At 68.2% G+C, this 24,187-nt stretch carries 23 protein-coding genes and 1 pseudogene; 6 read left to right on the top strand and 18 right to left on the bottom strand.

Annotated features, from left to right (window positions below):
* Positions 1–2: 2 nt before the first annotated feature.
* Positions 3–890: an ABC transporter permease gene (locus tag BRAS3809_RS10635; protein WP_008962097.1), complete on the top strand. Its 888-nt coding sequence runs from the start codon at positions 3–5 to the stop codon at positions 888–890.
* A 16-nt stretch (positions 891–906) separates the two neighbouring features.
* On the opposite strand, the gene BRAS3809_RS10630 is transcribed toward BRAS3809_RS10635, so the two are convergent.
* The 10 genes from BRAS3809_RS10630 to BRAS3809_RS10585 form a co-directional block, all read right to left on the bottom strand.
* A complete protein-coding gene (locus tag BRAS3809_RS10630) occupies positions 907–2,415 on the bottom strand; it encodes a glycerol-3-phosphate dehydrogenase (RefSeq protein ID WP_008962096.1) in 1,509 nt (502 codons plus the stop codon).
* Positions 2,412–3,191: a class II aldolase/adducin family protein gene (locus BRAS3809_RS10625; RefSeq protein WP_008962095.1), complete on the bottom strand. Its 780-nt coding sequence runs from the start codon at positions 3,189–3,191 to the stop codon at positions 2,412–2,414. The genes BRAS3809_RS10630 and BRAS3809_RS10625 overlap by 4 nt, the downstream gene beginning before the upstream one ends.
* Positions 3,192–3,206: 15 nt before the next feature.
* Positions 3,207–4,247 carry a 2-hydroxyacid dehydrogenase gene (locus BRAS3809_RS10620; protein ID WP_008962094.1) on the bottom strand — a complete coding sequence of 347 codons (1,041 nt, stop codon included), beginning with the start codon at positions 4,245–4,247 and terminating at the stop codon, positions 3,207–3,209.
* Positions 4,240–5,820, bottom strand: coding sequence for an FGGY-family carbohydrate kinase (locus BRAS3809_RS10615; protein WP_008962093.1), 1,581 nt, complete (start codon positions 5,818–5,820; stop codon positions 4,240–4,242). Before BRAS3809_RS10615 ends, BRAS3809_RS10620 begins: the two co-directional genes overlap by 8 nt.
* A gap of 2 nt (positions 5,821–5,822) precedes the next feature.
* Complete coding sequence (locus BRAS3809_RS10610; RefSeq protein ID WP_008962092.1) at positions 5,823–6,932, bottom strand: ABC transporter ATP-binding protein; 1,110 nt, start codon at positions 6,930–6,932, stop codon at positions 5,823–5,825.
* 11 nt (positions 6,933–6,943) lie between these two features.
* Positions 6,944–8,047 carry an ABC transporter ATP-binding protein gene (locus BRAS3809_RS10605; RefSeq protein ID WP_008962091.1) on the bottom strand — a complete coding sequence of 368 codons (1,104 nt, stop codon included), beginning with the start codon at positions 8,045–8,047 and terminating at the stop codon, positions 6,944–6,946.
* Positions 8,048–8,053: 6 nt separating this feature from the next.
* Complete coding sequence (locus BRAS3809_RS10600; RefSeq protein WP_008962090.1) at positions 8,054–8,911, bottom strand: carbohydrate ABC transporter permease; 858 nt, start codon at positions 8,909–8,911, stop codon at positions 8,054–8,056.
* Positions 8,912–8,923: 12 nt separating this feature from the next.
* Positions 8,924–9,850, bottom strand: coding sequence for a carbohydrate ABC transporter permease (locus BRAS3809_RS10595; RefSeq protein WP_170323272.1), 927 nt, complete (start codon positions 9,848–9,850; stop codon positions 8,924–8,926).
* 103 nt (positions 9,851–9,953) lie between these two features.
* Positions 9,954–11,393, bottom strand: a complete 1,440-nt coding sequence (locus BRAS3809_RS10590; protein WP_008962088.1) for an extracellular solute-binding protein — start codon at positions 11,391–11,393, stop codon at positions 9,954–9,956.
* Positions 11,394–11,429: 36 nt separating this feature from the next.
* Positions 11,430–12,419: a sugar-binding transcriptional regulator gene (locus BRAS3809_RS10585; RefSeq protein WP_008962087.1), complete on the bottom strand. Its 990-nt coding sequence runs from the start codon at positions 12,417–12,419 to the stop codon at positions 11,430–11,432.
* Between the two features lie 183 nt (positions 12,420–12,602).
* Between BRAS3809_RS10585 and BRAS3809_RS10580 the strand changes: the two genes are divergently transcribed.
* The 3 genes from BRAS3809_RS10580 to BRAS3809_RS10570 are packed head-to-tail and all read left to right on the top strand — an operon-like array spanning position 12,603 to position 15,783.
* Complete coding sequence (locus BRAS3809_RS10580; RefSeq protein ID WP_008962086.1) at positions 12,603–13,877, top strand: FGGY-family carbohydrate kinase; 1,275 nt, start codon at positions 12,603–12,605, stop codon at positions 13,875–13,877.
* A complete protein-coding gene (locus BRAS3809_RS10575) occupies positions 13,874–14,743 on the top strand; it encodes a TIGR01459 family HAD-type hydrolase (protein ID WP_008962085.1) in 870 nt (289 codons plus the stop codon). The genes BRAS3809_RS10580 and BRAS3809_RS10575 overlap by 4 nt, the downstream gene beginning before the upstream one ends.
* A 14-nt stretch (positions 14,744–14,757) precedes the next feature.
* On the top strand, positions 14,758–15,783 hold the full coding sequence (locus BRAS3809_RS10570) for a class II aldolase/adducin family protein (protein ID WP_008962084.1): 1,026 nt from the start codon (positions 14,758–14,760) through the stop codon (positions 15,781–15,783).
* Positions 15,784–15,814: 31 nt separating this feature from the next.
* On the opposite strand, the gene BRAS3809_RS10565 is transcribed toward BRAS3809_RS10570, so the two are convergent.
* The 6 genes and pseudogenes from BRAS3809_RS10565 to BRAS3809_RS10540 all read right to left on the bottom strand — a co-directional run bounded on the left by BRAS3809_RS10565 (position 15,815) and on the right by BRAS3809_RS10540 (position 21,234).
* Positions 15,815–16,231: an ester cyclase gene (locus BRAS3809_RS10565; RefSeq protein ID WP_008962083.1), complete on the bottom strand. Its 417-nt coding sequence runs from the start codon at positions 16,229–16,231 to the stop codon at positions 15,815–15,817.
* A 256-nt stretch (positions 16,232–16,487) separates the two neighbouring features.
* Entirely contained in the window at positions 16,488–17,414 is a 927-nt protein-coding gene (locus tag BRAS3809_RS10560) for a glutathione S-transferase family protein (protein WP_008962082.1), read from the bottom strand.
* Positions 17,415–17,447: 33 nt separating this feature from the next.
* Positions 17,448–18,206, bottom strand: a complete 759-nt coding sequence (locus tag BRAS3809_RS10555; protein WP_008962081.1) for an SDR family NAD(P)-dependent oxidoreductase — start codon at positions 18,204–18,206, stop codon at positions 17,448–17,450.
* A gap of 11 nt (positions 18,207–18,217) precedes the next feature.
* A complete protein-coding gene (locus BRAS3809_RS10550) occupies positions 18,218–18,814 on the bottom strand; it encodes a glutathione S-transferase family protein (RefSeq protein WP_008962080.1) in 597 nt (198 codons plus the stop codon).
* A 9-nt stretch (positions 18,815–18,823) separates the two neighbouring features.
* Positions 18,824–20,047 carry an ABC transporter substrate-binding protein gene (locus tag BRAS3809_RS10545; protein ID WP_008962079.1) on the bottom strand — a complete coding sequence of 408 codons (1,224 nt, stop codon included), beginning with the start codon at positions 20,045–20,047 and terminating at the stop codon, positions 18,824–18,826.
* Positions 20,048–20,086: 39 nt separating this feature from the next.
* Positions 20,087–21,234: pseudogene (locus tag BRAS3809_RS10540) on the bottom strand (CaiB/BaiF CoA transferase family protein).
* A gap of 520 nt (positions 21,235–21,754) precedes the next feature.
* Between BRAS3809_RS10540 and BRAS3809_RS10535 the strand changes: the two are divergent.
* Both BRAS3809_RS10535 and BRAS3809_RS34780 read left to right on the top strand, forming a co-directional pair.
* Positions 21,755–22,756: a LysR family transcriptional regulator gene (locus BRAS3809_RS10535; protein WP_008962076.1), complete on the top strand. Its 1,002-nt coding sequence runs from the start codon at positions 21,755–21,757 to the stop codon at positions 22,754–22,756.
* Between the two features lie 292 nt (positions 22,757–23,048).
* Positions 23,049–23,222 (top strand): hypothetical protein, encoded by a 174-nt coding sequence (locus BRAS3809_RS34780; protein WP_008962075.1) that lies wholly within the window; start codon positions 23,049–23,051, stop codon positions 23,220–23,222.
* Positions 23,223–23,387: 165 nt separating this feature from the next.
* On the opposite strand, the gene BRAS3809_RS10530 is transcribed toward BRAS3809_RS34780, so the two are convergent.
* Together BRAS3809_RS10530 and BRAS3809_RS37050 are read right to left on the bottom strand one after the other, a co-directional pair.
* The gene (locus tag BRAS3809_RS10530) at positions 23,388–23,810 is read right to left on the bottom strand and encodes a DOPA 4,5-dioxygenase family protein (RefSeq protein ID WP_008962074.1); all 423 of its coding nucleotides are present in this window, start codon (positions 23,808–23,810) and stop codon (positions 23,388–23,390) included.
* A gap of 84 nt (positions 23,811–23,894) precedes the next feature.
* The coding region (locus BRAS3809_RS37050) for a hypothetical protein (RefSeq protein WP_210161099.1) at positions 23,895–24,187 on the bottom strand (293 nt) is incomplete at its 5' end.

The following is a 24,187-nucleotide window of genomic DNA, read 5'->3' as shown; positions in this document are numbered from 1 at the left end:
TCGTGCTGCTGCTCCTGGTCGGCAGCCTGTATTCGCGCAGCTTCCTGTCGCCGGACTATCTGCTACAGCAGCTCAAGGTCGCGAGCTTTCTCGGCGTGATCGCCACCGGCATGATGCTGGTGATCCTGCTCGGCCAGATCGATCTCTCCGTGCCCTGGGTCGTCACGTCGGGCGCGATGATGGCCTGTGCCGCGGCCGCCCACGGCACCACGGGCGCCGTCCTCGCGATCCCCTTCGGCATTCTCTGCGGCGCCGCCATCGGCCTGTTGAACGGCATCGGCGTCGCCTATCTGCGCATTCCCTCGATGATCATCACGCTCGCCACCAACGCCGTCGCACAGGGGCTGATGGTCGCCTACACCGGCGGCTTCTCGCCGCAGGATTCGGCCTCCAAGGCGATGCGCTATCTCGCCACCGGCCATGCCGTGCCCGGCCTTCCCAATGCGGTGCTGGCCTGGGCGATCATCGGCGGCGTCGCGGTGTGGCTGCTGTCGCGCACCACTTTCGGCCGCGCCATCTACGCCATCGGCAATCGCGAGCGGGCCGCCTATCTCTCCGGCATCGACACGCGGCGCGTCACGATGCTGGCCTTCGCGCTGTCCGGCGCCCTCTCCGCCTTCGGCGGCGTGCTGCTCGCGGGCTATGCCTCCAAGGCGGCACAGTCGATGGGCGATGCCTATCTGCTGCCTTCGATCGCCGCCGTCGTGCTCGGCGGCACCCACATCCTGGGCGGCCGCGGCAGCTATCTCGGCACGGTCGCCGGCGTCATCCTGATCACGCTGCTGCAGTCGATCCTCTCGGTGATGCAGATCAGCGAGGCCGGCCGCCAGCTGATCTATGGCGCGGTCATCATCCTGATGCTGCTGATCTACGGCCGGCAGAAGGCATGAGCAGCAGCAGCTTGGATCAGAGCTGCGCCTCGAACGCCTCGCGCTCGGCGCGGCTCAGATGCAGGCCGTGCTTGGTGCGCCGGTCGAGCACATCGGCCGCCGTCACCGCCCACTCGCGCTCGCGCAGATAGGCAAGCTCGCGCTCGTAGAAGGTGCCGCCGAAATGGCGGCCGAGATCGTCGCGCTTGCGCGCCGGCCCGAGCAGGTCGCGCGCGCAGCTGCCGTAGAGCCGCGCGTAATGCGCCACGACGTCGCGCGGCAGATCCCGGTACTCGACGACGAGGTCATCGAGGAACTGGTCGAACGAGGCGCCGAGATCGCCGCCGGGCAGCCGGGCGCCCGCCGTCCAGGCCGGCCCCATCCGTGGAAACCACGGCCCGAGCCGCTCCAGCGCGTGCTCGGCGAGCTTGCGGAAGGTCGTGATCTTGCCACCGAAGATCGACAGCAGCGGCGGCTGCTCGGCCGTGCCGTGGACCTCGAACACGTAGTCGCGCGTCACCGCCGAGGGGTTGTCGGCGTTGTCGTCATACAGCGGACGCACGCCGGAGAAGGCGTGAATGATGTCGCTCCTGCCGGGCGCGGCGCGGAAATAGCGGTCGAGCACCGCGAGAAGATAGTCGATCTCGCCGCCATCGATCGCGACGTCCTCCGCGCGGCCGTCATGTACGATGTCGGTGGTGCCGATCAGCGCCAGATCCGTCTCGTAGGGGTTGACGAAGATGACGCGGCGGTCGGTGTTCTGCAGCAGATAGGCCTGCGAGCCGCTCCAGAATTTCGGCACCACCAAATGGCTGCCCTTCACCAGCCGCACATTGTGCGCCGAGTTGAGGCCGGCGACCCCCTGCACGACATCCTGCACCCAGGGACCCGCGGCATTCACCAGCGCCTTCGCGCGCACGCTTCGCAGCTCTCCGCCCTCGGACCGCATCTCCAGCCGCCAGAACGCGCCCTCGCGGCGCGCGCTCACCGCGCGGGTGCGCGGCAGGATGACGGCGCCCTTGCGCGCGGCATCGACGAGGTTGAGGATGACGAGCCGGGAATCGTCGACCCAGCAGTCCGAATATTCGAAGCCGCGGCGGAATTCAGGCCGCAGCGGCGCGCCCTCCGGCTCATGCGCGAGATCGACGTTGCGGCTCGCGGGCAGCTGCTTGCGGCCGCCGAGATGGTCGTAGAGGAACAGCCCGGTGCGCACCAGCCAGGCCGGCCGCTGCTCCGGCGAGTGCGGCAGCACGAAGCGCATCGGCCAGATGATGTGCGGCGCCGAGGCCAGCAGCACCTCGCGCTCGATCAGCGCCTCGCGCACCAGACGAAACTCGTAATATTCGAGATAGCGCAGGCCGCCATGGATCAGCTTGCCCGAGCGCGACGACGTCCCTTGCGCAAAATCATCCTTCTCACACAGCAGCACGTTCAGGCCGCGGCCGGCGGCATCACGGGCGATACCAGCGCCATTGATGCCGCCGCCGATCACGGCGAGGTCCAACAAGCCGAGATCGGAACCGCTGCGTGAGACCGGCCCGTTCATCGCTTGCCGCTGCGCTTCGTCTCAGGCTTGCGGCCGGCCGCAGCCGCGCGCGTCTTGGTGCCGGCTTTGGCAGCCGGCTTGGCGGCGACCTTCTTGGTGGGCTTGGCCTTCGTCTGAGGCTTGGGGTCCTGCAGGCCGTAGGTGGAGAAGCCCTGCGCCGTCTCGGCGATCTCGGCATCGCCGAGGATGTGCGGCTGGCCGAGCGCGAGCGACAGATAGTATTGCTTCGCGATGGTCTCGAGCTCGACGGCGAGCCACATCGCCTTGTCGAGATTGGCGCCGACCGCGATCATGCCGTGGTTGGCGAGCAGGCAGCCATTGCGTCCCTCGAGCGCCTGCAGCGCGAGCTCGGAGAGCTCCGCCGTGCCGTAGCGCGCATAGCCGGCGCAGCGGATGTCGGTGCCGCCGAACGCCGCCATCATGTAGTGACAGGCCGGGATCGGCTTGCGGGCGATGGCGAGCACGGTGGCGTAGGTCGAATGGGTGTGCACCACGCCGCCGACATCCGGGCGCCCGCGCATGATGTCGAGATGAAAGCGCCATTCCGTCGAGGGCTTCAGCGGCCCGTCCCAGGAGCCGTACTCGCCGTCGAGCGGCATCGACGCGATCATCTCCGGCTTCATCGAATCGTAGGGCGTCGCCGACGGTGTGATCAGCATGCGGTCCTTGTAGCGGGCGGAGATGTTGCCCGAAGTGCCCTGGTTCAGACCGGACGCATTCATCCACCGGCACTTGGCGATGATGTTCTCGCGGATCTGTCGTTCCTCGCGATTCATTTGGAAAACCTTTCGTCAGCAGGGATTGAGCGGCGGCTCGCCGGCGAGATAGCGGCGAACCTCTTCGGCCGCCTGGTCGGCGGCAAAGGTGACGGTGCGCACCGAGGCGCCGGCGATGTGCGGCGTCAGCGTGACGTTGGGGAGCTGCAGCAGCGGCCAGTCCGGCGGCACCGGCTCGACCGCGAAGGTGTCGAGCATCGCGCCCGCCAGCCACCCCGAGCTCAGCACCTCGAACAGCGCCTTGTAGTCGACCAGCGGCCCGCGCGCCGTGTTGATCAGGATCGCGCCCGGCTTGATCCTCGCCAGCGCCTCGCGATCGATGAAGCCGGTGGTTTCCGGCGTCACCCTGGCATGCAGGCTGATGACGTCGGCCCGCGACAGCAGCTCGGCCAGCGCGACATGCTCGACGCCGTCATTGCGGTCCTGGGCGCTGAGCTGGACATAGGGATCGGTGACCAGGATCCTGCAGCCGAACGCTTTCAGGAGCTTCACCACCCGGGTGCCGATCGCGCCATAGCCGACGATGCCGACGGTCATCTCGCCAAGCTCGCGTCCCGTCCGGTCGGCCCGGTAGAGATCGCCGCGCCACTCGCCGCCGCGCATCGATTCATGGCCGCTGCGGATCAGACGGGTTTCGGCGAGCATGGCGCCGATGGTGAATTCGGCCACCGCGCTGGCGTTGCGCCCGGGCGTGTTGACCACCAGCACGCCGTGGTCGCGGGCCGCCTGCATGTCGACATTGACGGGGCCGCCACGCGACACCGCGATGAATTTCAGCCGCGGCAGCCGCTGCAGCATCGCGCGCGAGATCGGCGCCAGATGCGTCACCAGCAGCGGTGCTTCGCCGATGAACTCGGCCAGCTCATCGGGATCGCCCATGAACTCCTTGAGACCGTCGAGCTTGGAGCCGGCATAGCCATGCTCCATCGGTTCGTCCGGCCAGGGCTGCTCGAGCATGCGAATGTCGAGATGGCCACCGCAGATCGCCGTGATGCGTTCGGCGAACACCGAGGGCAGCATGAAGCGGTCGCCGATGATCGCGATCGAGCTAGACATGATTGGCTCCTGCGCGCTGTGCCGCGAGCTGCTTCCAGACGGGCCGCGCCGCCAGGCGCGCCTCGACATAGGCCGGGAACAGCTGCGCATAGCGCTCCGCCAGCGCCGCATCCGGCGCCTGCGGTTCGTCGAGATACGGTCTCACCCACTCCTCCGCGCAACTCATCATGGTCGAATAGAGCCCGGTCGCCACCGCCGCGATCATCGCGGCGCCCGAGGCGCCGGCTTCCTCGCGCCGGCAGACCCGGATGCGGCTGCCGACAGCGGCCCCGAGAATCGCGCCCAGCGCGCGGCTGCGGGCCGCGCCGCCGGTCAGCCGGATCTCCGCCGGCAGCGATCCCATCGCCGCGTAGCAATCGCGCGCCGCGAAGGCCAGCCCTTCCATGACGGCCCGCATCAGATCCCAATAGCCGTGACGGGTGCGCAGGCCGATCAGCTGCGCGGACGCCTCGTGGGACACGAACGGTCCGCGCTCGCCCGCGTCCGAGATGAAGGGGTGATACAGCAACTCGCCCACCTTCGCCTGCAGCACACGCTCGTCCAGCCGCCGGATCAGGTCGTTGCGCGACCGCGCAATGCCTTCCATGGCCAGCACGCCACGCGCGACGTCGAGCAGCCAGTCGATGTTCAAGGTCGCGGCCATCGTCGACTGCATCTGCGCATAGTGGCCGGCCACCGGGAACGGCATCGTGTAGCCGGTCGCCTCGGCATTCAGCTTGACGTCGTCGGCCGAGGTCGCCAGCCGCATGTGCATGCCGGTCGAGCCGATGATGGTGCAGCCGACATCCGGCGAGGGATCGTAGAGGCCGCCGCCGAGTGCGTTGCAGATGACGTCGACATAGCCGAGCGACACCGGCACGCCCTCGGGCAGGCCCGTCTCCGCCGCAGCCATTCCCGTCAAGCGATGCGTGGTGACGACACCATCGACGACGTCCGGGAACAGACGCAGGGACTCGGAGATGCCGATCAGATCAGCGGACTCGCCGTCGAAGCAGCGTTTGCGGAAATTGCCGCAGGAAAAGGATGCCTCCGACGGATCGGTGGCGCGCATGCCGGTCAGCTTGAAGTACAGCCAGTCCTTGCAGTGGAACACCGTGCTGGCGCGTCCGAGCATCTCCGCGCCATGCGCCTGCAGCCATGCCAGCTGCGGGCCCTGCTGGCAGGCGTTGAGTCCCGATCCGGTCCGCTGATAGTGCGCGGCATTGCGCGCGCCGCCGCGGAAGGCTTCGACGAACCCCGCCGCACGCGAGTCGAGCCACAGCAGGGCGGGCGCGACGGGGCGGCCGTCCGCGTCGATCAGCCAGGTGCCGTCGCCCTGCCCGGTCACCGCGATCGCAGCGACCCGCTGGGAAAGTTCCGGCAGCGCGGTGCCGAGGCCGCGCAAGGCCGCCACCGTATCGGTCCAGGTGCGCGCCATGTCCTGCTCGACGCGGCCGCCCGGCAGCGTCGCATAACTGTTGGGAATCGCGAAGTCGCCGATCTGCCGCCCGTCACGCGCGAACGCGACCGCCTTGATCACCGACGTTCCGGCGTCGATGCCGATGATCACATCGCGGGTCGCGGTCGCCATCATGCTCAGCGCGCCTCCGCGTGGCGGACACAGACGCCGTCGGCGCCGAAGATGTGCAGATTGTGCGCCTCCAGCGTACACGGCACGATGTCGCCGGGACGCGCCGCCACCTTGCCCTGGGTCACTGCGACCAGCAGGTGGCCGGCGCACTCGCCGGCGATGTGCGACTGGTCGCCGAGCCATTGGTTGGAGACGACGCGCAGCCGCGCCTCGCCGCTACCGACCGCGATCCGCTGCGGCCGGATGCCGACCTTGATCCGCTCCGCCTGCTCCAGCGCCTGCCGTGCCGCCGCGTCCAACGTCTGGCGCGGGATCTGGAAGGCAAGGTCCGAGCCCGCGGACAAGCGGAAGCCGCCCTCCTGCGGCGTCACCGCCATGTCCAGCAGATTCATCGGCGGCTCGCCGATGAAGCTCGCCACGAACAGATTGGCCGGGCGGTTCTTCAGCTCGCGCTCGCCAGCGAACTGCTGCAGCACGCCATCCTCCATGACCGCGATGCGGTCGGCGAGCGCGCTCGCCTCGGTCTGGTCATGGGTGACGAAGATCGCGGTCATGCCGCGCTCGGCCAGCAGACCCTTGATGCGGCCGCGCAGCACGGCGCGCAGCTGCGGCTCGAGCTGCCCCATCGGCTCGTCCAGCAGATAGAGATCGGCATCGCGCACCAGCGCCCGCGCCAGCGAGACGCGCTGCTGCTGGCCGCCGGACAGCGCCCGCGGGTGCTGATCGAGGATGTCCTCGATCTCGACCAGGCGCGCGATGCCGTCGACCCGTTGCGCAATATCGGCGCGCGACAGCTGCTGCGCCTTGAGCGCGAAGGCGATGTTCTCGCGCACCGTCAGCGGCGGATACAGCGAGTAGCCCTCGAACGCCATCGCCACCTTGCGCCGGGCCGGCGGCAGGTCGTGGATCGGCCGTTGCGCCAGCGCGATCGAGCCCGCGCTCACGCTCTCGAAGCCGGCGATCATGCGCAGGGTCGAGGTCTTGCCGCAGCCGGACGAGCCGAGCAGCGCGACGATCTCGCCCGCCTTCACCTCCATGTCGAGCGCGCGCACCGCATGGACATCAGGCTTGCCGCGGCTGTGATAGATCTTGTCGACGTTGCGGATCGAAAGCATCTGACAACCCCTCACGCCGCCTGCCGCCGCGGCGACACACCGATGCGCTCTCCGGTCGCGTGGTCGAACAGCAGCGCCGCCTCCGGCGCGAAGCGGACGAACACATCCTCGTCGGCGCCGGCGTCGAGCGCTTCCGGCAACAACGCCGCCAGCCATTCGCCGCCATCCGCGAAGCGCAGCAGCACCACGGCCCGCTCGTGCAGCGGCGTGATCGCGACGATGCGTGCCGGGATCGTCCCCTCGCCGCCCTGCCGCGTCACCACGACATCGTCGGGCCGCACGCCGAGCCAGCAGCGCTCGCGAGTATCAGTGGGCAAATGGTCGGCATCGAGCCGGATCGGCGTTCCGGCCACGACCGCGGTCAACCGACCCTGCTCCGCGATCGGAGCGACCTCGGAGAGGTTGATGCTGGGATCGCCGAACAGCCGCGCCACCGCGACCGACGCCGGACGCGCATAGATCTCCTCGGGGCGCGCCACCTGAACCAGGCGGCCGTTGATGAGCACGGCGATGCGATCGGCGATCGCCATGGCCTCGCGATAGTCCTGCGTCACGTAGAGCACCGCGGCCGAGCTGCGGCGCAACAGGCTCGGCAGCTCCAGCCGCATCTCGTAGCGCAGCTTGGCATCGACGTTGCGCAGGGGATCGTCCAGCAGCAGCACCTCGGGATTGCCGATCAGCGCGCGCGCCAGCGCCGTGCGCTGCTTCTGGCCGTTGGACAATTCGCGCGGCCTGTGGCCGAGCACGTGCTCGATCTTGAGCAACCGGCTCATCGCCGCCACCTTGGCGGCGATATCGGCCGCGCCGCTGGCACGCAGCCCGCTCGCGATGTTGTCGCGCGCGCTCATGTGCGGGAACAGTGCAAAGTTCTGGAACGCCATGCCGATGCCGCGCTGCTCCGGCGGCGCATCCACGATGGAGCGGCCGCCGACCAGGATGTCGCCCGCATCCGGCTCGAACATGCCGGCGATCATCCGCAGCAGCACGGTCTTGCCGCTGCCGGAGGGACCGAACACCGCGACGATCTCGCCGGGCTCGACCGCGAGCGACACGTCCCTGGCGCAGCTGACCGCGCCGAAGCTCTTGCCGACGGATTTGAGTTCGAGACGCGCCATGTGTCCTCAACCCTTGACTGCACCGAGCGAGAGGCCCTCGACCAGATAACGCTGCGCATAGAGGGCGAGCAGCAAGGTCGGCGTCACCGACAGGACGATGGCCGCGGCGATCTGGCCGTACTGGATGCCCGACGCGGTGACGAAGGCGAGCGCGCCGACCGTCACCGGCTGCTTGTCGGCGGACGCCAGGATCAGCGCGAAGACGAAGTTGTTCCAGCAGAAGATGAAGGACAGCAGGCCCGCCGCCGCGATCCCGGGCCCCGCCAGCGGGACCGCGATGCGGGTGAACGCCTCGCGCCAGGAATGCCCCGCCAGCCGGTAGGCATGCTCGATATCGGGGCTGATGTCCTCGAAATAGCCGCGCACGATCCACAGGATCAGCGGCAGCGCGATCAGCTGGTAAACCCAGACGATGCCGAAATAGGTGTCGTTGAGGCCGAGCTGCTGATAGTACAGCGACAGCGGCAGCAGCACCAGGAGCGGCGGCGCGAAGCGGAACGACAGCAGCGTGAACGCGATGGTCTCGCCCAGCCGGAACTTGAACCGCGCGAAGGCATAGGCCGCGGGCACGCCGAGCAGCAGCGCCAGGATCACCGACGCGCTCGACAGCACGAAGCTGTTCATGAGGTTGCGCATGAACTCGATCTGCAGGTTGCCCGCCGCCGTCCGCAACTGGCCCGAGATCAGCGCCTCGTAATTGGCGAGCGTCGGCTCGAACAGGATGCGCGGTGGAATGCGCAGGATCTGCTCGTTGGTCTGGAACGACATCAGGAGGATCCAGACGATCGGGAACATGAAGAACACGAGCACCAGCGCAAGCGCGATGCCGCGGAAGATGCGCCCGGCGAGACTGGAGTGATCCATCGACGGCCTCCCTCAGGCGTGACCATGGGCGCGTGCGCGCAGCCGCAGCCAGTTCTTGATGAAGATGTTCGACAGGATGTTGGTGATCAGCCACAGGATCATCAGCAGCGCCGCCGAGCGTCCGACATTGGTGTACTGGAAGAATTCGAGATAGGCCTGGACCTGGAACACCATCAGCCGGTCGCCGGGGCCGCCCTGCGTCATGGCATAGACGATGTCGAACTGCTGGATCGAGTCGAGCAGCCGGAACAGCGACGCCGTGATGATGTAGGGGGCGAGCATCGGCAAAGTGATGCGGAAGAACACGAAGCTCGCCGGCACGCCGTCGAGCGCCGCCGCCTCGAACGGCTGGCGGGGCAGCGAGCGCAGGCCGGCCAGGAGCAGGATCATGATGAAGGGCGTGTAGACCCAGACGTCGACCAGCACGACGGTGAACAGCGCGGTCGACGGATCGGACGCCCATTTGAAGTCGTGCACGCCGAGCAGGCCGACCAGATAGGACAGGATGCCGAAGCTCGGATTGGTCATCAGCTTCCACATCAACGCGGCGATCGCCGGCGCCGTCATCAGCGGCAGCAGCAGCATGATCGAGACGGCGTTGTGGAAGCGCGTCGGCCGGCGCAGCAGCAGCGCGATGCCGAGGCCGAGCAGCAGCTCGGCGATCACCGTCACCGCGGTGTAGACCAGCGAGATCTTGAGCGTGTTCCAGAACGCGGGATCGGACAGAAAATCGATGTAGTTGTCGACGCCGATGAAGCCGCGCAGATATGGCAGGTTGAGCCGATAGCGCTGCAGCGAATAGACTGCGGCGGTGACGAACGGCACCAGGATGGCGATGCACACCAGGAGCGCCGGCAGGCTGAGGAGATACGGCAGCAGCCGCCCGCGCCAGCGTTTCGTGCGGCGCGGCGCCGCCTCGGTCTCGACAAGTTGGGCCATGCTCATGACAGGCGTGATCACATCGGCGCGGGAGATGGGGCCGGTCCGGACGCTTGTGGGGAGCGTCCGGACCGACGGGCGGTCAGGGAGATGCGGCGCGGCCTCAGCCGAGGCCGGCCTGCTTCAGCTGACGGTTGATGCTCTCGGCAAGCTTGTCGAGGCCCTCGTCAACGGTGATCTCCTTGGCCACCATCTTCTGCAGCGACGCCGCCCACTCCGTCGTGAGATCGAAGAACAGCGGCTGCGCCGTGAAGTAGATCTTCGCGCCGGGCGCCGAGAGGTCATGCTGCTCGAGATAGCCCGGATAGGACTTGGCGATGCGGTCGCGGAACTCGCTGTCCTTCCACACCGAGGTGCGGACCGGATTGACGAAGTCCATCTTGCGCGCGCCGAACAGGTCGTGCTCGACGGAGGCCGCCCACTGCATGAAGATCCAGGCCGCGTCCTTCTGCTTGGAGAAGCTCGACATCGCCAGCGACCAGATCCAGACGTTCGGCGTCGGCGCCTTGGCGGCCGGATTGGCCGCGAACGGGGCGTAGCCGAGATTGCCGCGCTCCTTGTTCTCGCCGCCATTCATGAAGTAGCCGAGGATGTCGGCGTCGAAGATCATGCCGGAGGCGCCGGCGCCGAGATCGGTGCCGACCTGGTACCAGGTGTAGGTCGACCAGTTCTTCGGACCCGAGCCCTGGATCATCTTGACCCACTTCTCGTGGAAGTCCTTCGACGCCTTGGTGTTCATCGCGGCCTTGAGCTTGCCGCCCTCCATCACGAAGTCCTTCTGGCCGAAATTGGCGTAGGCCGACAGGAAGCCCGGATGGATGGTCGCCCAGGAGCGCGAGCCGCGCACGCCGACGCCGTAGGGACCGCCGGCATCCTTGGTGATCTTGGCCGCGACCTCCAGCATGTCGTCGAGATTGGTCGGCGGCTTGACCCCGACCTTGTTGAAGATGTTGCGGTTGTAGGTGACGTTGTTGAGCTCGTAGCCCCACGGGATGCACCACTGCTTGGCCTTGCCCGAGCCGAGCTCGGAGCCGGCGACGCCGTCCCAGGCGGTCGAGGAGCGCAGGCCCGGCAGCACGTCGTCCCAGGCGAACGCCGGATTGGTCTTGGCCGGATCCTTGATGTAGGTGTTGAGGTCCTCGATCCAGCCGGCCGGACCATAGGTCCAGGTCATGTAGGCGCCGGTCATGAAGGCGTCGTACTGGTCCGACTTCGACGACAGCGCCGCCGTCACCTTGTCGAAATAGACGTCCTCCGGGAAGATGTCGTAGGTGACGTTCATGCCGGTCAGGCTCTTGAACGCCTCGATGTCGCCGATCATCGCATCGACATAGGGGTGCTTGTTCAGCAGCAGCTTGACGGTCTTGCCGCTCTGGGACTTCCAGTTGAAATCCGCGGCCATCGCCTTCGACATCGCCGAGGCAAAGGCGGCATTGGCGGCGACGCCGGCGATGCCGAGCTTGGCGGCGCCGTCGAGCAGATCACGCCGGCTGATGCGCTTGCCGGCATAGGACGCAAAGAGGTTCTTCTCACGATCGTACATTCAACCCTCCCTATTTTATGGTGAGATTTGTTCGCGTTACCTGCCCTTCCGACTTTTGTTTTTAAGAACACCGGATGTTTTCTCCGGCTTGTCGGTAGATAGTGCCTGAGCGGTCACCTCATCGATGATGAGGCCGTTCAGAAAGCCGCTGCGCAGCACCGCGCGCAGCGCCGTGATCTTCGCCTCGCCGCCGCCGATGGCGACGATGCGGTGTTTCTTGAGATCGCTCGCCGCCATCGAGGTGGCGCGCGCCGACAGGTCGAGATCGAGCAGCTCGCCCTCTGCGTTGAAGAAATGCCCGAGCAGGTCGGCGCAGGCGCCGGCGCGCTTGAGCTCGACGACCTCGTCCGGCTTGATCATGCCGCTCGACACCAGGAAGCCGTCGGCGTGGATCTGGCCGATGCCGACGAACAGCAGCGAGGCCTGCTGCGCCAGCGCGTAGACGTCGGCGATGCCGAACTGCTGCATCAGCACGCGGCGGTCGGCAACGGAATTGGCGAACACCGGCACCGGCAGCAGATAGGCCTCCGCGCCGGTGCGCTCGGCGAGACGATGGATGACGTCGAACGGATTGGCGGCGAACTTGCGCGTCAGGCCGCCGAGCAGCGACACGAATTGCACGTTGCGTGCCGGCGTCTGCGGCAGCTGCGCCACCACGGCGGCGAGCGTGCGGCCGTGGCCGACGCCGATGATCCTGTCGTCGCCGCGCTCCAGCACCTGGCGCAGGAAGCTCGCGCCCTCCAGCGCCAGCGCCTTCAGCGGCAGATCGCCCTCGCCGAGATCCGGCGCGACGCGGCAGAAGTCGAGCCCGTAGCGGTCGGCGAGCGCATTCTCCAGCGCGACGCATTCGGCGACGGGACCCTCGACAAAGACGCGGATCATGCCCTCGCGGCTGGCACGCGCGATCAGCCGATGCGCCTTGGTGCTCTGGATGTTGAGCCGGTCGGCGACCTCCGACTGCGTCATCCCGGCCGCGAAATACAGCCACGCGGCGCGCGTCGCCAGCGAGGCCTCGCCGTCCACCATGGGCGCCCTGTCGGAAGCTGTCGTCACGCCGAATGCCTACTTGCAAAATTCTTCACGCCTTGCAAAAAATTGCAGACGCTGATCCGGCCGTCAATCCCCCAAACGTGCTGCAGCGCAACGCCTATGCTCGCCGGCGAGCCCATGCACAGGCATGCTCGCGTGATCACAACGAGATGAGGTCGCATGACGGAGTTGTTTGTCGGCATCGACTTAGGCACCAGCGGCGTTCGCGCCTGCGCCGTCGATCCGGGCGGTGCCGTGCGCGGCGCCGCTGCCGTGCCGCTGCCGGCGCCGCGTCAAGATGGCGCGGCGATCGAGCAGGATCCCGAGCTGTGGTGGCAGGCGGCGACCGCGGCGCTGGTCGAGCTCGGCACGCGCGTCGATCTCAAGGCCGTGACGCGCATCGCCGTCGACGGCACCTCGGGCACGCTGCTGCTGATCGATGCGGACGGACGGCCCCGCTCGCCCGGCCTGATGTACAACGACGCGCGGGCCGGCGACGAAGCCAGGCGCATCGCGGCGGTCGCGCCGCCGGAGAGTGGCGCGCATGGCGCAAGCAGCGCGCTCGCAAAACTGCTGCATCTTCTCGCCTCGCAGCGCGGGGCGCGCCGCGCCGTGCATCAGGCCGACTGGATCGCCGGACGCCTCGCCGGCCGGCACGGCATCAGCGACGAGAACAATGCGCTCAAGCTCGGCTATGATCCGGTGCAGCGCCGCTGGCCGGATTGGCTCGCCGAGCTCGGCATCGCGCCGGAGGTGTTGCCCGAGATTCTGGTGCCCGGCACGCCGTTCGCCGCCATCGACCCGTCGACGGCGCGCGCGCTCGGCGTGTCGTCATCGGCGCGCATCGCCGCCGGCACCACCGACGGCGTCGCCGCGTTCATCGCGACAGGCGCCGACAGGCCGGGCGATGCCGTGACCTCGCTCGGCACCACGCTGGTGGTCAAGCTGATCGCCACCCAGCCGATCTTCGCCGCCGCCCAGGGCGTGTACTCGCACCGGCTGGGCGACAAATGGCTCGCCGGCGGCGCATCGAACTCCGGCGGCGCCGCGCTGCTGTCGCATTTCTCCGCCGCCGACATGGACCTGATGACGCCGCTGCTGCGCCCCGGCGATCCGACCGGGCTCGACTATTATCCGCTGCCCAAGCCGGGCGAACGCTTCCCGATCGCCGATCCCGCGCTGGCGCCGCGGATCACGCCGCGGCCGGCGGAGGATCATCGCTTCTTCCAGGCGCTGCTCGAAGGCATCGCATCGGTCGAGGCGCTGGCCTATCGACGCCTGCAGGCGCTCGGCGCCCCGGCGCTGCGGCGGGTGATCAGCATCGGCGGCGGCGCCAGGAATCCGGCGTGGACCGAGATCCGCGCGCGCATCATCGGCGCCCCCGTCAGCGTCGCGGCGCAGACCGAGGCAAGCTACGGCGCGGCGCTGCTGGCCTTGCAGGGACCGCCGCAATGACGGCGGCCGCGTGCGAGATCAGCGGCCTGTCGGCGATTGCCGACCGGTTCGATCACGTGCTGCTCGACCAATGGGGCACGCTGCATGACGGACGCATGGTGTTTCCGGCCGCGCATGACTGCCTCGAGCGGCTTCGGGCCGCGGGCAAGCAGACGCTCGTGCTGTCGAACTCCGGCAAGCGGGCGCGTCCCAATGCCGCGCGTCTCGCGCAGCTCGGCCTGCCGCGCGCGACCTATGACGGCATCCTCACCTCCGGCGAGGTGACCTGGACGGGCCTGCGCGACCGCACGCGCGCCCCCTTCACCGATTGCGGCCATGCCTGCTTCCTGATCACCAGGGGCGGCGATTGCTCGCTGATCGACGGACTCGACCTCGTCGTCGTGAACGACACCCGCGATGCCGACTTCATCCTGCTCGGCGGGCTCGACGAGGATGTCGCCGAGCCCGACCTCTGGCGCGACCATTTTGCGCGCGCGGCCGACCGGCAGGTGCCGATGATCTGTGCCAATCCGGACCTGATGATGTTCGGCGCGAGCGGCCTCGTGCCGGCGCCCGGCACGCTGGCGCGCGCCTATGAATGGCTCGGCGGCGCCGTCAGCTTCGTCGGCAAGCCGCACCCGCCGATCTTCGCGGCCGCGCTGGAGCAGCTCGGCCATCCCGATCCGCACCGCGTGCTGATGATCGGCGACTCGCTCGACCACGATGTCGCCGGCGCCCGCGCCATGGGGATGCAGACCCTGCTGCTGGCCGACGGCGTGCATCGCACGACGCTCGCCGGCGCGCCGGATCTCGCCGCCGCGACGCGCAAGCTCGCGGCCTCGGCCGGCCGCATGCCGAACTGGACGATGCAGCAGCTGAGCTGGTGACGAGGAGACGACAGATGCGCGAGCCCACGGACCTGCTTCAGTTGCGCGCGATGTCGGCGCGCGTCGGCCGCAACATGCTGCTGGTGCAGGGCGCCGGCGGCAACTCCTCGATCAAGCAGGACGACGTGCTGTGGGTGAAGGCCTCCGGCACCTGGCTCGCCGACGCCGAGGAGAAGGACATCTTCGTGCCGGTGCTGCTGACCGCGGCCCGCGCGGCGCTCGCCCGCGACGACGAGCGCATTCCCCTCGCCGCCCCCGGCTCGTTGCGCGCGTCGATCGAGACCTCGCTGCATGCGCTGCTGCCGCACCGCGTCGTGCTGCATGTCCATGCCGTCAACACCATCGCCTGGGCCGCGCGCCGCGATGCGCGCGACGACTTCGCCGCGCGGCTGGACGGCCTCACCTGGTGTCACCTCGACTATTTCCATCCCGGCCTGCCGCTGGCGCGCGCGGTCGGCGCGATCGTGGCGCGCGAGCGCGTCGACGTGCTGATCCTCGCCAATCACGGCCTGGTCGTCGGTGCCGAGACCTGCGAAAAGGCCGAGGCGCTGGTGCATGACGTGGAGAAGAGGCTCGCACTGCCGGTGCGCGCGGCGCCTGCGGCCGGTCAAGCCGCGTTGAAGCGGCTCTGTGCCGGCACGCCCTATCGGCTGCCTGGCGATCCCGGCTGCCACGACACCGCCACCGATCCGTTCAGCCGCGCGGTGGCGACCGGCGGCTCGCTGTATCCCGACCACGTCGTCTTCCTCGGCCCGGGCCTGCCGACGATCGACGGCGCCGACGGCCTGGCGACACTGCTCGCGCGCGCCGAGGCGAGCGGCCTGCCCGCCCCGGTCGCGGCGCTCGTGCCGGGATCAGGCGCGATCATCCGCGACGATGCCAGCCCCGGCGCCGAGCCGATGCTGAGTTGCCTCGCGCTGGTGACCAGCCGCCTGCCGCTGTCAGCCGAGATCAGCTATCTCTCGTCACAGCACGAGCAGATGCTGCTGAACTGGGACGCCGAACGCTACCGCCAGCAATTGACGGCGAGCCGCCAGTAGCGCCGGGACAAGGGCCAAGACTGCGCTAGGGCTACGCCGCAAGCGCGCCGAGCTGCTTCAGCATGCCGAGATTGTCGAGCTGGGCCCAATGTTCGACCAGCACGCCGTCGCGGATCTTGAACAGGTCGAGCACGGCGACGCGGATCGGCTTGCCGGTTGGCGCCATCGCGCCGAACGGGCCGGTATGGGTGGCGCGGATGACGAGCCGTACCAGCACCTTGTCCTCCTCGGCGACGAGATCCTCGAGATCGAGCTTCATGTCGGGGAACGCCGGCATCAGCGCGTCATGCAGCTGCAGCACGCCCTGCGGCCCGCGCACCTCGAAGTCGAGGCCGGGATCGTGCCGCACGAACGTTGTGGCGACATGCTTCTCCATCCACGCCGCATCGCGCGCCAGGAACGCCTTGAAGTAGTCCCGGCAGATCTGCTTGTTGGTCTCGGACGTCATGTGGGTATCCCTTGATATTTGTTGGTTTGACGTGCTTCTCGCCGGAACGGCGATCGGCATTTTTGCCTCTTCTCTCCCGACGTCGTCATGGCCGGGCTTGTCCCGGCCATCCACGTCGATAGGCATCCGGGGAACGACGTGGATGCCCGGGACAAGCCCGGGCATGACGTCGTAACTAATTGATGGACGTGCGCGTCGCCCACGTCTCATCGCTAGGCGAGGTGCGACCGGTGCAGGATACATTCCGGAACTTGGATCAAGCCGCCACGACCTCGAACCCCAGCCGGGGGAAGTGGATGTGCAGATCGCCGGCCTCGGCATCATGCCGATGGATCACGATCTCGGTCGCATCGGCCGCGACCAGCGTGCCGGACACCGGAACGCGCGCATTGTCGTCCGGCGTCACCGTCACCTTCTGCCCCGCGCGCAGTCCCGTGGGATCGCCATTGGCCTGAAGATGCGTCGGCGGCGTCGGGCTGGCAGCCTTCGCCACGGCGAACGCCTCCTCCGCGCTCATCGGCTGCGGCGTGCCGTGGCCGAGCTTTGCGACGCGGTCGTACCAGCCGGCGAGCGGCGCGAGGCCGGCCAGCTGATCGACCTCCGGAGGGCAGTTCTTGCGCATCAGGAACGTCGTCTGATAGCAGGTCAGGTCGAGCGCGCTCGGCGCATGGCCGAAGATGAAGGGCCTGTTGTCGGCGAGCGCGGCCTTCAGCCAGGCATATTGCGCGTGGACGTGCTGCAGATGCTGCGGCAAGCTCGGCGCCATCGCGGCCTTGCTGATGTCGATGCCGAGATAGCCCTCCTTGCGATCCCGAATGAATTCCGCCGGGAACATGTCGCCGATGAAATGCGAGATGACGCCGATGGTCGGGATCCATATCGCGCGCTCCCAGGCGAACGACAGCCCGCGCGCCACGCCCTCGCTGCCGGCCGGATAGAAGGTCGGCTCGGGATGCAGCCGCTGCAGCGCCGGCAGGATGATGTTGGTGTCGCAGTAGATGTCGGCGCCGACCTGCAGCACCGGAATGCGCCGGTAGCCGCCGGTCAGCGGCATCAGCAGCGGGCGCGGCGGGGCCGGCGGCGTGTCGACCGAGCGCCATGCGAGCTTCTTCAGCCCGAACGCCACGCGGATCTTCTCGGAGAATGTCGAGAGCTCGTAATGATGCAGTATCAGCTCGGCCATCTGGCGTCTCCCTTCTGCCTTGTTGATTGATCGTCAGTGCATGATGTGGCCGCCGTCGACCACGATCGTCTGTCCCGAGACGAAGCCGGCGAGGTCGGACAGCAGATAAAGCGCGGTGCCGACGAGATCGTCCGGCTTCTGCTCGCGCGACAGCGCCCGCGCCTTGAGGAAGCTCTGCTGCCATTCGACCGGACGGTTGCGCGTCGCACCGGTGATGACGAAGCCCGGCGCGATCACGTTGACGCGGACGCCGTTCGGGCCCATCTCCTTGGCGAGGCCCTTGGTCATGGACAGCACCGCGCCCTTGGTCGCGACGTAGTGCAGATAGCCGGGCTGGCCGGCGACGGCGACCACCGAGGCGATGTTGACGATGCTGCCCGACTTCTGCGCGCGCATCGCCGGCGCCACCGCCTTGCAGCAGTGCCACACGCCCTTGACGTTGACCGCAAAGATGCGGTCCCACACCGCCGGATCGAGCTCCTCGAACGGCGTCAGCTTGACCTCGCGGAAATAGGCGGCATTGGTGATCAGGCCGTCGATGCGGGCGAAGGCCTTCATGGCGGCCGCCGCCATGTCGCGCACCGAGCCGTCATCGGCGACGTCGACGCGCACCGGCAGCGCGCGGCCGCCGGCGCGCTCGACCAGCGCCACGGTCTCGTCGGCTGCGTTCATGTCGGCGACGACGACATTGGCGCCATGCGCGGCGCATCCCGCGGCAAAGGCCTGGCCGATGCCGGTGGCCGCGCCGGTGATCACGATGGTGCGGCCGGCGAGCAGGTTTGCTTGGGTCATGTTTCTCTCCCTCAGACGTAAGGCAGCGTCGATGCGAAGGCTGGCCGCGCGGCGACCGCGTCGCGCAGCGCGTCGAGCTGCGGCGTCGGCTCGCGCCACGGCGCATCCGGAAAGCGCAGCCGGATATAGTCGACGGCGACCACCGCGAGAATCACCGAGAGGTCCGGCGTGCCGCCGCGATACACCGGCGGATCGGCCTCCAGCGCGCGCAGGCCGGTGACGATGGTGCGCCGGCGCTTGAGCCCGACCTTGGTCTCACCCCAGTTCGGGTCCATCTGCAGCACGCCGATCATGATGTGGACCATCGCATCGATCACGCCCATCGCGGCGCCGGCCCGCGAGATGATGCGGTCGAGATCGCCGTCGAGCAGCGACGGGCTCGGCACCTTGCGCTCCAGCCAGGTGACGATCAGCAGGCTCTCAGTCAGCGGAATGCCGGAGTCGAGCTCGAGCGTCGGCACGCGCGAGGCCGGGTTGAGCTTGAGCAGGCCGGCATCGTCGGCCCAGGGGTTGACGATCTCGGTGCCGCCGAGATCGAAGCCCTTCTCGGCCAGCGCGATGCGCGCGATCCGCGCATAGGGGCTGGTGGTGTTGGTGAGAATGCGCATGATCGCTCCTCACTCCGACAGCAGCGACGGGCAGCCGCTCTTCTCGGCCGGCGTGAACAGGCTGGCGCCGGGAATGGTGTAGCGGATCTTGTAGAGATCGGCGGCCGGATCCTTCGACTCCTTCGGCGTCTTCACCTCCGCGATCATCAGGTCCATCACGACGCGGCCATTGGCCTGGATCTTGGCGTTCGAGATCATCGGATTATCGATCGGGATCTCGCGGATGGTCCGGGCGATCGTCTTGGCATCGTCGGTGCCGGCCTTCTGCACGGACTTCAGGTAGTGCTGGGTGGCGACATAGGCGAGCGCGTGGCCCATGGTCGGCACCTGCTTGCCGTTGCGGGCCATGAAGCGCTGGCCAAACGACCGCGAGGCGTCGTTCTGGTCCCAGTAGAACGCGACCGGGAACTTCATGCCCTGGGCGACGTCGAGGCCCATCGAGACGACGTTGTTGGTGAACACCAGCATGGCGGCGAGCTTATCGCCCATGCCGAACTCGCGCGCCTGCTTGATCGTGGTGACGAGGTCGGGACCGGCATTGGCGAGCGCGACGATGTCGGCGCCTGAGCCCTGCGCCTGCAGGATCTGCGAGGCCATGTCGGGCGAGTCGAGCGGATGCTTGGCCTCGCCGACCACCGTGCCGCCGGCCACGGTCACCGCCTTGGAAGCATCCGACGACAGCGACTTGCCGAACACGTAGTCGGCGGTGATGAAGAACCATTTCTTTGCGCCGGCATCGACCAGGCCCTTGGCCACCGCGTTGGACAGCGCGTCCGTCGACGGTGCCCATTGCGTGCCATAGGGCGAGCACTGGTCGCCGGAGAAATTCGACGCGTAGCCGCCGGTCACCAGCGTGGTGATGCCGCGCTGCTTGGCGATCGCCTGCGCCGCAAGCCCGGCGGAGCTCGAGCCGCCCAGCACCAGCGCGCTGACGCCCTCCTGGTCGATGTAGCGGCCGGCGAGCGAGGCGGCGATGTCGGGCTTGTTCTGATGGTTGACCGAGAGCACCTCGACCTTGCGGCCCAGCACCTTGCCGCCGAAGTCTTCGGCCGCCATCGTGGTGGCGAGCACGGTGTTGGGGCCGCCATTGCCCTGATAGATGCCGGTGAGGTCGTCAATGACCAGGATGCGGAACGGCTTTTCGTCGGCGCGGGCCGGCGCGGCCAGCAGCAGCGCGGCGGCGGCCAGCGCGGCTGCGCCGGCGGTGAGGGATCGTCTGGTCGTGGATGTCATGGCAGCCTCCTCAGGCGTTGTCGGGGTCATTCGGAAGGATCACTCGGCAGGCACGTCTTCGCTGGCAAAATCACTTGCAAACTCGGCGCGGATCGCGGCGCTGTGCTCGCCGATCCCGGGCACGCGGCCGAGCGCGGGCAATGCGCCATCGCGCAGCGCCGGCGGCGCGATGATCGAGGCGGCACCGTTCGGCGTGGCGATGCCGACACGCCGCAAAGCGGGGTGATGCGCGAGCTCGGCGACGCCATTGACGAAGCCATAGGCCGTCCCGGCCTCGTGCAGCCTCGCAGCCGCCTGATCCCTCGTCATCGTCGCGAACACCGACGCGACATGGCCGTCGACCTCGGCACGGTTGGCGACGCGGGCATTGTTCGAGGCGTAGTGCGGATGCTCGGGCAGCTCCGGCTGGTTCATGACGACGCGGCAGAAATTGCGCCATTCACGCTCGTTCTGGATCGAGATCAGCACCTGCGAGCCGTCGGATGTCGCGAATGCGCCGTAGGGACAGATCGAGGGATGCGCGAGCCCCATGCGCGCGGGCGCCTTGCCGGTGCCCTCGAAATACAGCAGCGGCACGTTCATCCAGTCGGCCATGCCGGCGAACAGATCGGTTTCGATGGCACTGCCGCGGCCGGTCTGGCCGCGCGCGATCAGCGCCTCGAGCACCGCGGCATGCGCCGCCATGCCACAGGCGATGTCGCAGACGGAGACGCCGACGCGGCCCGGACCGGCGGGATGGCCGGTGATGCCGGCGAGCCCGCTCTCGGCCTGCACCAGGAGGTCATAGGCCTTCATGTCGGTATAGGCATTGCCGGCGCCATAGCCGGAGATGTCGACAGTGATCAGGCGCGGGTGCCTGGCGCGCAGCGCCGCCGAGCCGAAGCCGGCGCGTGCCGCCGCGGGGCGAGGTTCTGCACGACCACGTCGGCGCGGGCGATGATCCGGTGCAGCAGCGCGGCGTCGCCGGGGTTCTTGATGTCGGCGACCATGCTCTGCTTGCCGCGATTGAGCCAGACGAAGTAGCTCGACAGTCCGCCGACCGCCGCATCATAGAAGCGCGCGAAATCGCCCTCGGCGCGCTCGATCTTGATCACCCGCGCGCCGGCATCAGCGAGACGCGAGGTGCAATACGGCGCGGCGACTGCCTGCTCGAAGGCGACGACGAGGATGTCTTTCAAAGGCTTCATGGCACGACCACCGCAACAGGGGTCGACGGCGCGGCACCGCGCGGGAAGGCCATGCCGCAACGCGATGCGACATGGCCCCGCCCCCCGCTTTGTGCGGCTTGGTCCGTCTCCTCCCGGACAGGTTGTTTGTGCCGCGGACCCTGCCCCCGATCTCCTCTTGCCGTCCAATATATAATTGATAGCCTGTCCATACCCGGGAGGCATGGGTCGCGCTGGATGGAGGATGACGTCGAATGATGACGATCCGACCCGCGCGCCGTTCTCCGATGTCCTCTCATGATCCCGCGCACGCGCGCAGCCCGGCTCACGCGGCAATCTCCGACGTCGTCCCCGCGAAAGCGGGGACCCATCACAACAGGCGGCTGTCGTGGCGCTCGATCTCTCCCCACCTGCCTCAAGCGAGATCACGCGGCATGGGTCCCGGCGTTCGCCGGGACGACACGGGGAGAGACCTTGCGTCGCGGACGAGGTCGTGACGCCGCGGCACGGGCAAGACTGATGAGTTGAGAGGAGTCCCCCGATGGAGCTGCGCCTGTTTCGCTACTGCGTCGCCGTCGCCGAGGAGGCGAGCTTCACCCGCGCGGCGGCGCGGCTGCGGATTGCCCAGCCGGCGCTGAGCCGGCAGATCAAGTCGGTCGAGCAGGAGATCGGCTTCGCGCTGTTCCAGCGCGGGCTGCGCGGCGTGACGCTGACCGAGGCCGGGCGCGTGCTGATTGCGAGCGCGCGCACCGTGCTGGCGGAGGCCGAGGCCGCCGTGCAGAAGGCGCGCCGCGCCGGCCGCGGTGAGCTCGGGCTGCTGCGGATCGGCTTCACCGCCTCCGCGTCGTTCAATCCGTTCGTGACCGGCGCGATCCGCGATTTCCGCACCACCTACCCAGATGTCGAGGTCGAGCTGATCGAGGAGGCCACCAGCTTCCTGCTCGAGCGCTTCGCCACCGGCCGGCTCGACGTCGCGTTCCTGCGCCCGGCGCCGGGCGAGGTCGATCACCTGCTCTCGCAACGCGCGGTCACCGAGCCGCTCGTCGTCGCGATGCCGAGTGCGCACAAGCAGGCCACTCGCCAATCCGTCGCTCTGTCCTCGCTCGCCGACGACGCCTTCATCCTGTATCCGCGCCCGAACGGCCGCGCGCTGTTCGACAGCATCGTCTCGGCTTGCCAGGCCGCCGGCTTCTCGCCAAAAATCCTGCAGGTCGCACCGCAGCTGACCTCCGTCGTCAACCTCGTCGCCACCGGCATCGGCGTGTCGATCGTCCCGCGCTCGATGGCGCAGGTCGCGACCGATGGCGTCGTCTATCGTCCCCTCATCCACGCACCCAGGGCCGAGATCACGCTGGTCCGGCGCAACCAGCCCGAACCACGCTCGGCGTTGCTGTTCGCCGAGCTGGTGCGGTCGCGGTCCACGCGGCCGCAAATGCCAGGACATCAAACCAAAGAGAATCGGGCACGCAGCAAGTTCCCACATCGTTCCAGCCGCGCGCAGGGCAGGCCTGAGAGGACCCGACTTCCCAAAAGCCGGCCTTGACGAACGGCGGTGCGCTTCGGGGCGGGGAGGCGCCGAGTAGCTTGGAACGGAGTGGAATGGAGCGATCAGTCTGGGAAGACGGCCGCCCCCCCCTGCCCCAAGATCGAGCAGGACATCGTCTTCCGCCTGCAGAAGCGGCCGCTCGAGCCGCAGGTCGTGGCCAGCCTCAACCAGCAGCATTCGAGCGTGGTTTGCGCCCTCGGCGCTGCAGAAGCTCGGCGTCGACACCAGCCGGTTCGTCTATGACCGCATCCCGACCATCTATCACATCAACCTGCGCGATCCCTCCGGGATGCTGCTCGCCTCCGGCTTCCAGATGCGCAGCAAGGACGTGATGTATGTCGCCAACGCCAAGGTGGTCGACTACTACAAGCTGCTGACGCTGATCAACAACACGGCAGCAACGACGTCCAACACGGCCGCGGCGGTGATCAACGTCAACACCGCGACCAAGACGCGGTGGTGACCGCCGCGGGCCAGTTTTACGACCGGCTCGTTTGCGCTCTTCGCTCCAGTCGGGGTCACGACCAACGGCACTGACACGGGTCCCCGCGCCACGCGGCGACCCGTGTCGTTGGCACGTTGGCCGACACGCCCTTCGATTCGTCTCGCGAGCGACGCAGCCTCAAGTTCAGGCTTGAAGGCTCGGCGTGGTATTCGGCGCCAGCGGCAGTTCGGCTTCGGCGGTCTCCGGCAATTTCTCACCCCGGATCCCGAGCGGCTCGCCAATCCAGAGGGCATGCGCCGTGTGGTCGGCGAGCGGATGCGTGGTGTTGGGGTGGACCAGGACGCTGAGTCGGCCGTGATTGAGCATGAGCCATGGCACCAGCGTCGGAAAAACCTCCACGGCGAACGCGACCTGGTACATCGAGCGCTCATGCGGCCCGACCAGCGCGTCGTGCCAGCGGCCGAGCGTGACCGGGAATCGCTCACCGATCCAGGCGCGGAGCTGCTCGGCTTCGGCACGCGTGTCCTGGCCGTAATAGACGTGAGCGTGAAAGCTCGCGATCGCGCTGAGGCGATGCGGCTCCGATCTGGTTGCGAGCTCTCCCATGCTCCACCTCTTGTGGTCGGCTTGCGACGGCGGCAGGTCCGAGCATAGCACCACGCCGTCGGCGATGTCGCGCAGCGGCTGCCGTCACCGGAGCTCTCCCCGCCTCGGCCAGACGCTGGGGCGCGGCAAAGCGGCGGTGGCCGCAGCAGCCAGCCTGCCCGGCCTGTCACGATCCGGCCGTGGCGAGGCCTCGCGCTCCGCAGCCAGCAGCCGCGCAGCAATCGTCGAAAGAATGCCGCGGCCTGAGAAGTCCAGCGGGATCGATCGATTGGTCTCGCGAAACTTTCTCGGCCTTGCGACGCCGGCGCCAGAAGCGGAGAAAAACACGGCACGCCCAAACGACGACGCCGCGCTGAGGGGTTCAGCGCGGCGTTGTC

This window comes from Bradyrhizobium sp. STM 3809 (assembly GCF_000239795.1).
In the GTDB taxonomy this organism is placed as follows: domain Bacteria; phylum Pseudomonadota; class Alphaproteobacteria; order Rhizobiales; family Xanthobacteraceae; genus Bradyrhizobium.
This window is presented reverse-complemented; position numbering and strand designations above follow the sequence as displayed.

Bases quoted from the DNA above. Each gene is read 5' to 3' on its own strand.
- BRAS3809_RS10610 (WP_008962092.1), bottom strand. From the start codon at position 6,932: ATGCTTTCGATCCGCAACGTCGACAAGATCTATCACAGCCGCGGCAAG.
- BRAS3809_RS10590 (WP_008962088.1), bottom strand. From the start codon at position 11,393: ATGTACGATCGTGAGAAGAACCTCTTTGCGTCCTATGCCGGCAAGCGC.
- BRAS3809_RS10595 (WP_170323272.1), bottom strand. From the start codon at position 9,850: ATGGCCCAACTTGTCGAGACCGAGGCGGCGCCGCGCCGCACGAAACGC.
- BRAS3809_RS10545 (WP_008962079.1), bottom strand. From the start codon at position 20,047: ATGACATCCACGACCAGACGATCCCTCACCGCCGGCGCAGCCGCGCTG.
- BRAS3809_RS10575 (WP_008962085.1), top strand. From the start codon at position 13,874: ATGACGGCGGCCGCGTGCGAGATCAGCGGCCTGTCGGCGATTGCCGAC.
- BRAS3809_RS10625 (WP_008962095.1), bottom strand. From the start codon at position 3,191: ATGAATCGCGAGGAACGACAGATCCGCGAGAACATCATCGCCAAGTGC.
- BRAS3809_RS10630 (WP_008962096.1), bottom strand. From the start codon at position 2,415: ATGAACGGGCCGGTCTCACGCAGCGGTTCCGATCTCGGCTTGTTGGAC.
- BRAS3809_RS10580 (WP_008962086.1), top strand. From the start codon at position 12,603: ATGACGGAGTTGTTTGTCGGCATCGACTTAGGCACCAGCGGCGTTCGC.
- BRAS3809_RS10570 (WP_008962084.1), top strand. From the start codon at position 14,758: ATGCGCGAGCCCACGGACCTGCTTCAGTTGCGCGCGATGTCGGCGCGC.
- BRAS3809_RS10585 (WP_008962087.1), bottom strand. From the start codon at position 12,419: ATGGTGGACGGCGAGGCCTCGCTGGCGACGCGCGCCGCGTGGCTGTAT.
- BRAS3809_RS10555 (WP_008962081.1), bottom strand. From the start codon at position 18,206: ATGACCCAAGCAAACCTGCTCGCCGGCCGCACCATCGTGATCACCGGC.
- BRAS3809_RS10560 (WP_008962082.1), bottom strand. From the start codon at position 17,414: ATGGCCGAGCTGATACTGCATCATTACGAGCTCTCGACATTCTCCGAG.
- BRAS3809_RS10605 (WP_008962091.1), bottom strand. From the start codon at position 8,047: ATGGCGCGTCTCGAACTCAAATCCGTCGGCAAGAGCTTCGGCGCGGTC.
- BRAS3809_RS10615 (WP_008962093.1), bottom strand. From the start codon at position 5,820: ATGATGGCGACCGCGACCCGCGATGTGATCATCGGCATCGACGCCGGA.
- BRAS3809_RS10565 (WP_008962083.1), bottom strand. From the start codon at position 16,231: ATGACGTCCGAGACCAACAAGCAGATCTGCCGGGACTACTTCAAGGCG.
- BRAS3809_RS10530 (WP_008962074.1), bottom strand. From the start codon at position 23,810: ATGGGAGAGCTCGCAACCAGATCGGAGCCGCATCGCCTCAGCGCGATC.
- BRAS3809_RS10600 (WP_008962090.1), bottom strand. From the start codon at position 8,911: ATGGATCACTCCAGTCTCGCCGGGCGCATCTTCCGCGGCATCGCGCTT.
- BRAS3809_RS34780 (WP_008962075.1), top strand. From the start codon at position 23,049: ATGCTGCTCGCCTCCGGCTTCCAGATGCGCAGCAAGGACGTGATGTAT.
- BRAS3809_RS10550 (WP_008962080.1), bottom strand. From the start codon at position 18,814: ATGCGCATTCTCACCAACACCACCAGCCCCTATGCGCGGATCGCGCGC.
- BRAS3809_RS10620 (WP_008962094.1), bottom strand. From the start codon at position 4,247: ATGTCTAGCTCGATCGCGATCATCGGCGACCGCTTCATGCTGCCCTCG.
- BRAS3809_RS10535 (WP_008962076.1), top strand. From the start codon at position 21,755: ATGGAGCTGCGCCTGTTTCGCTACTGCGTCGCCGTCGCCGAGGAGGCG.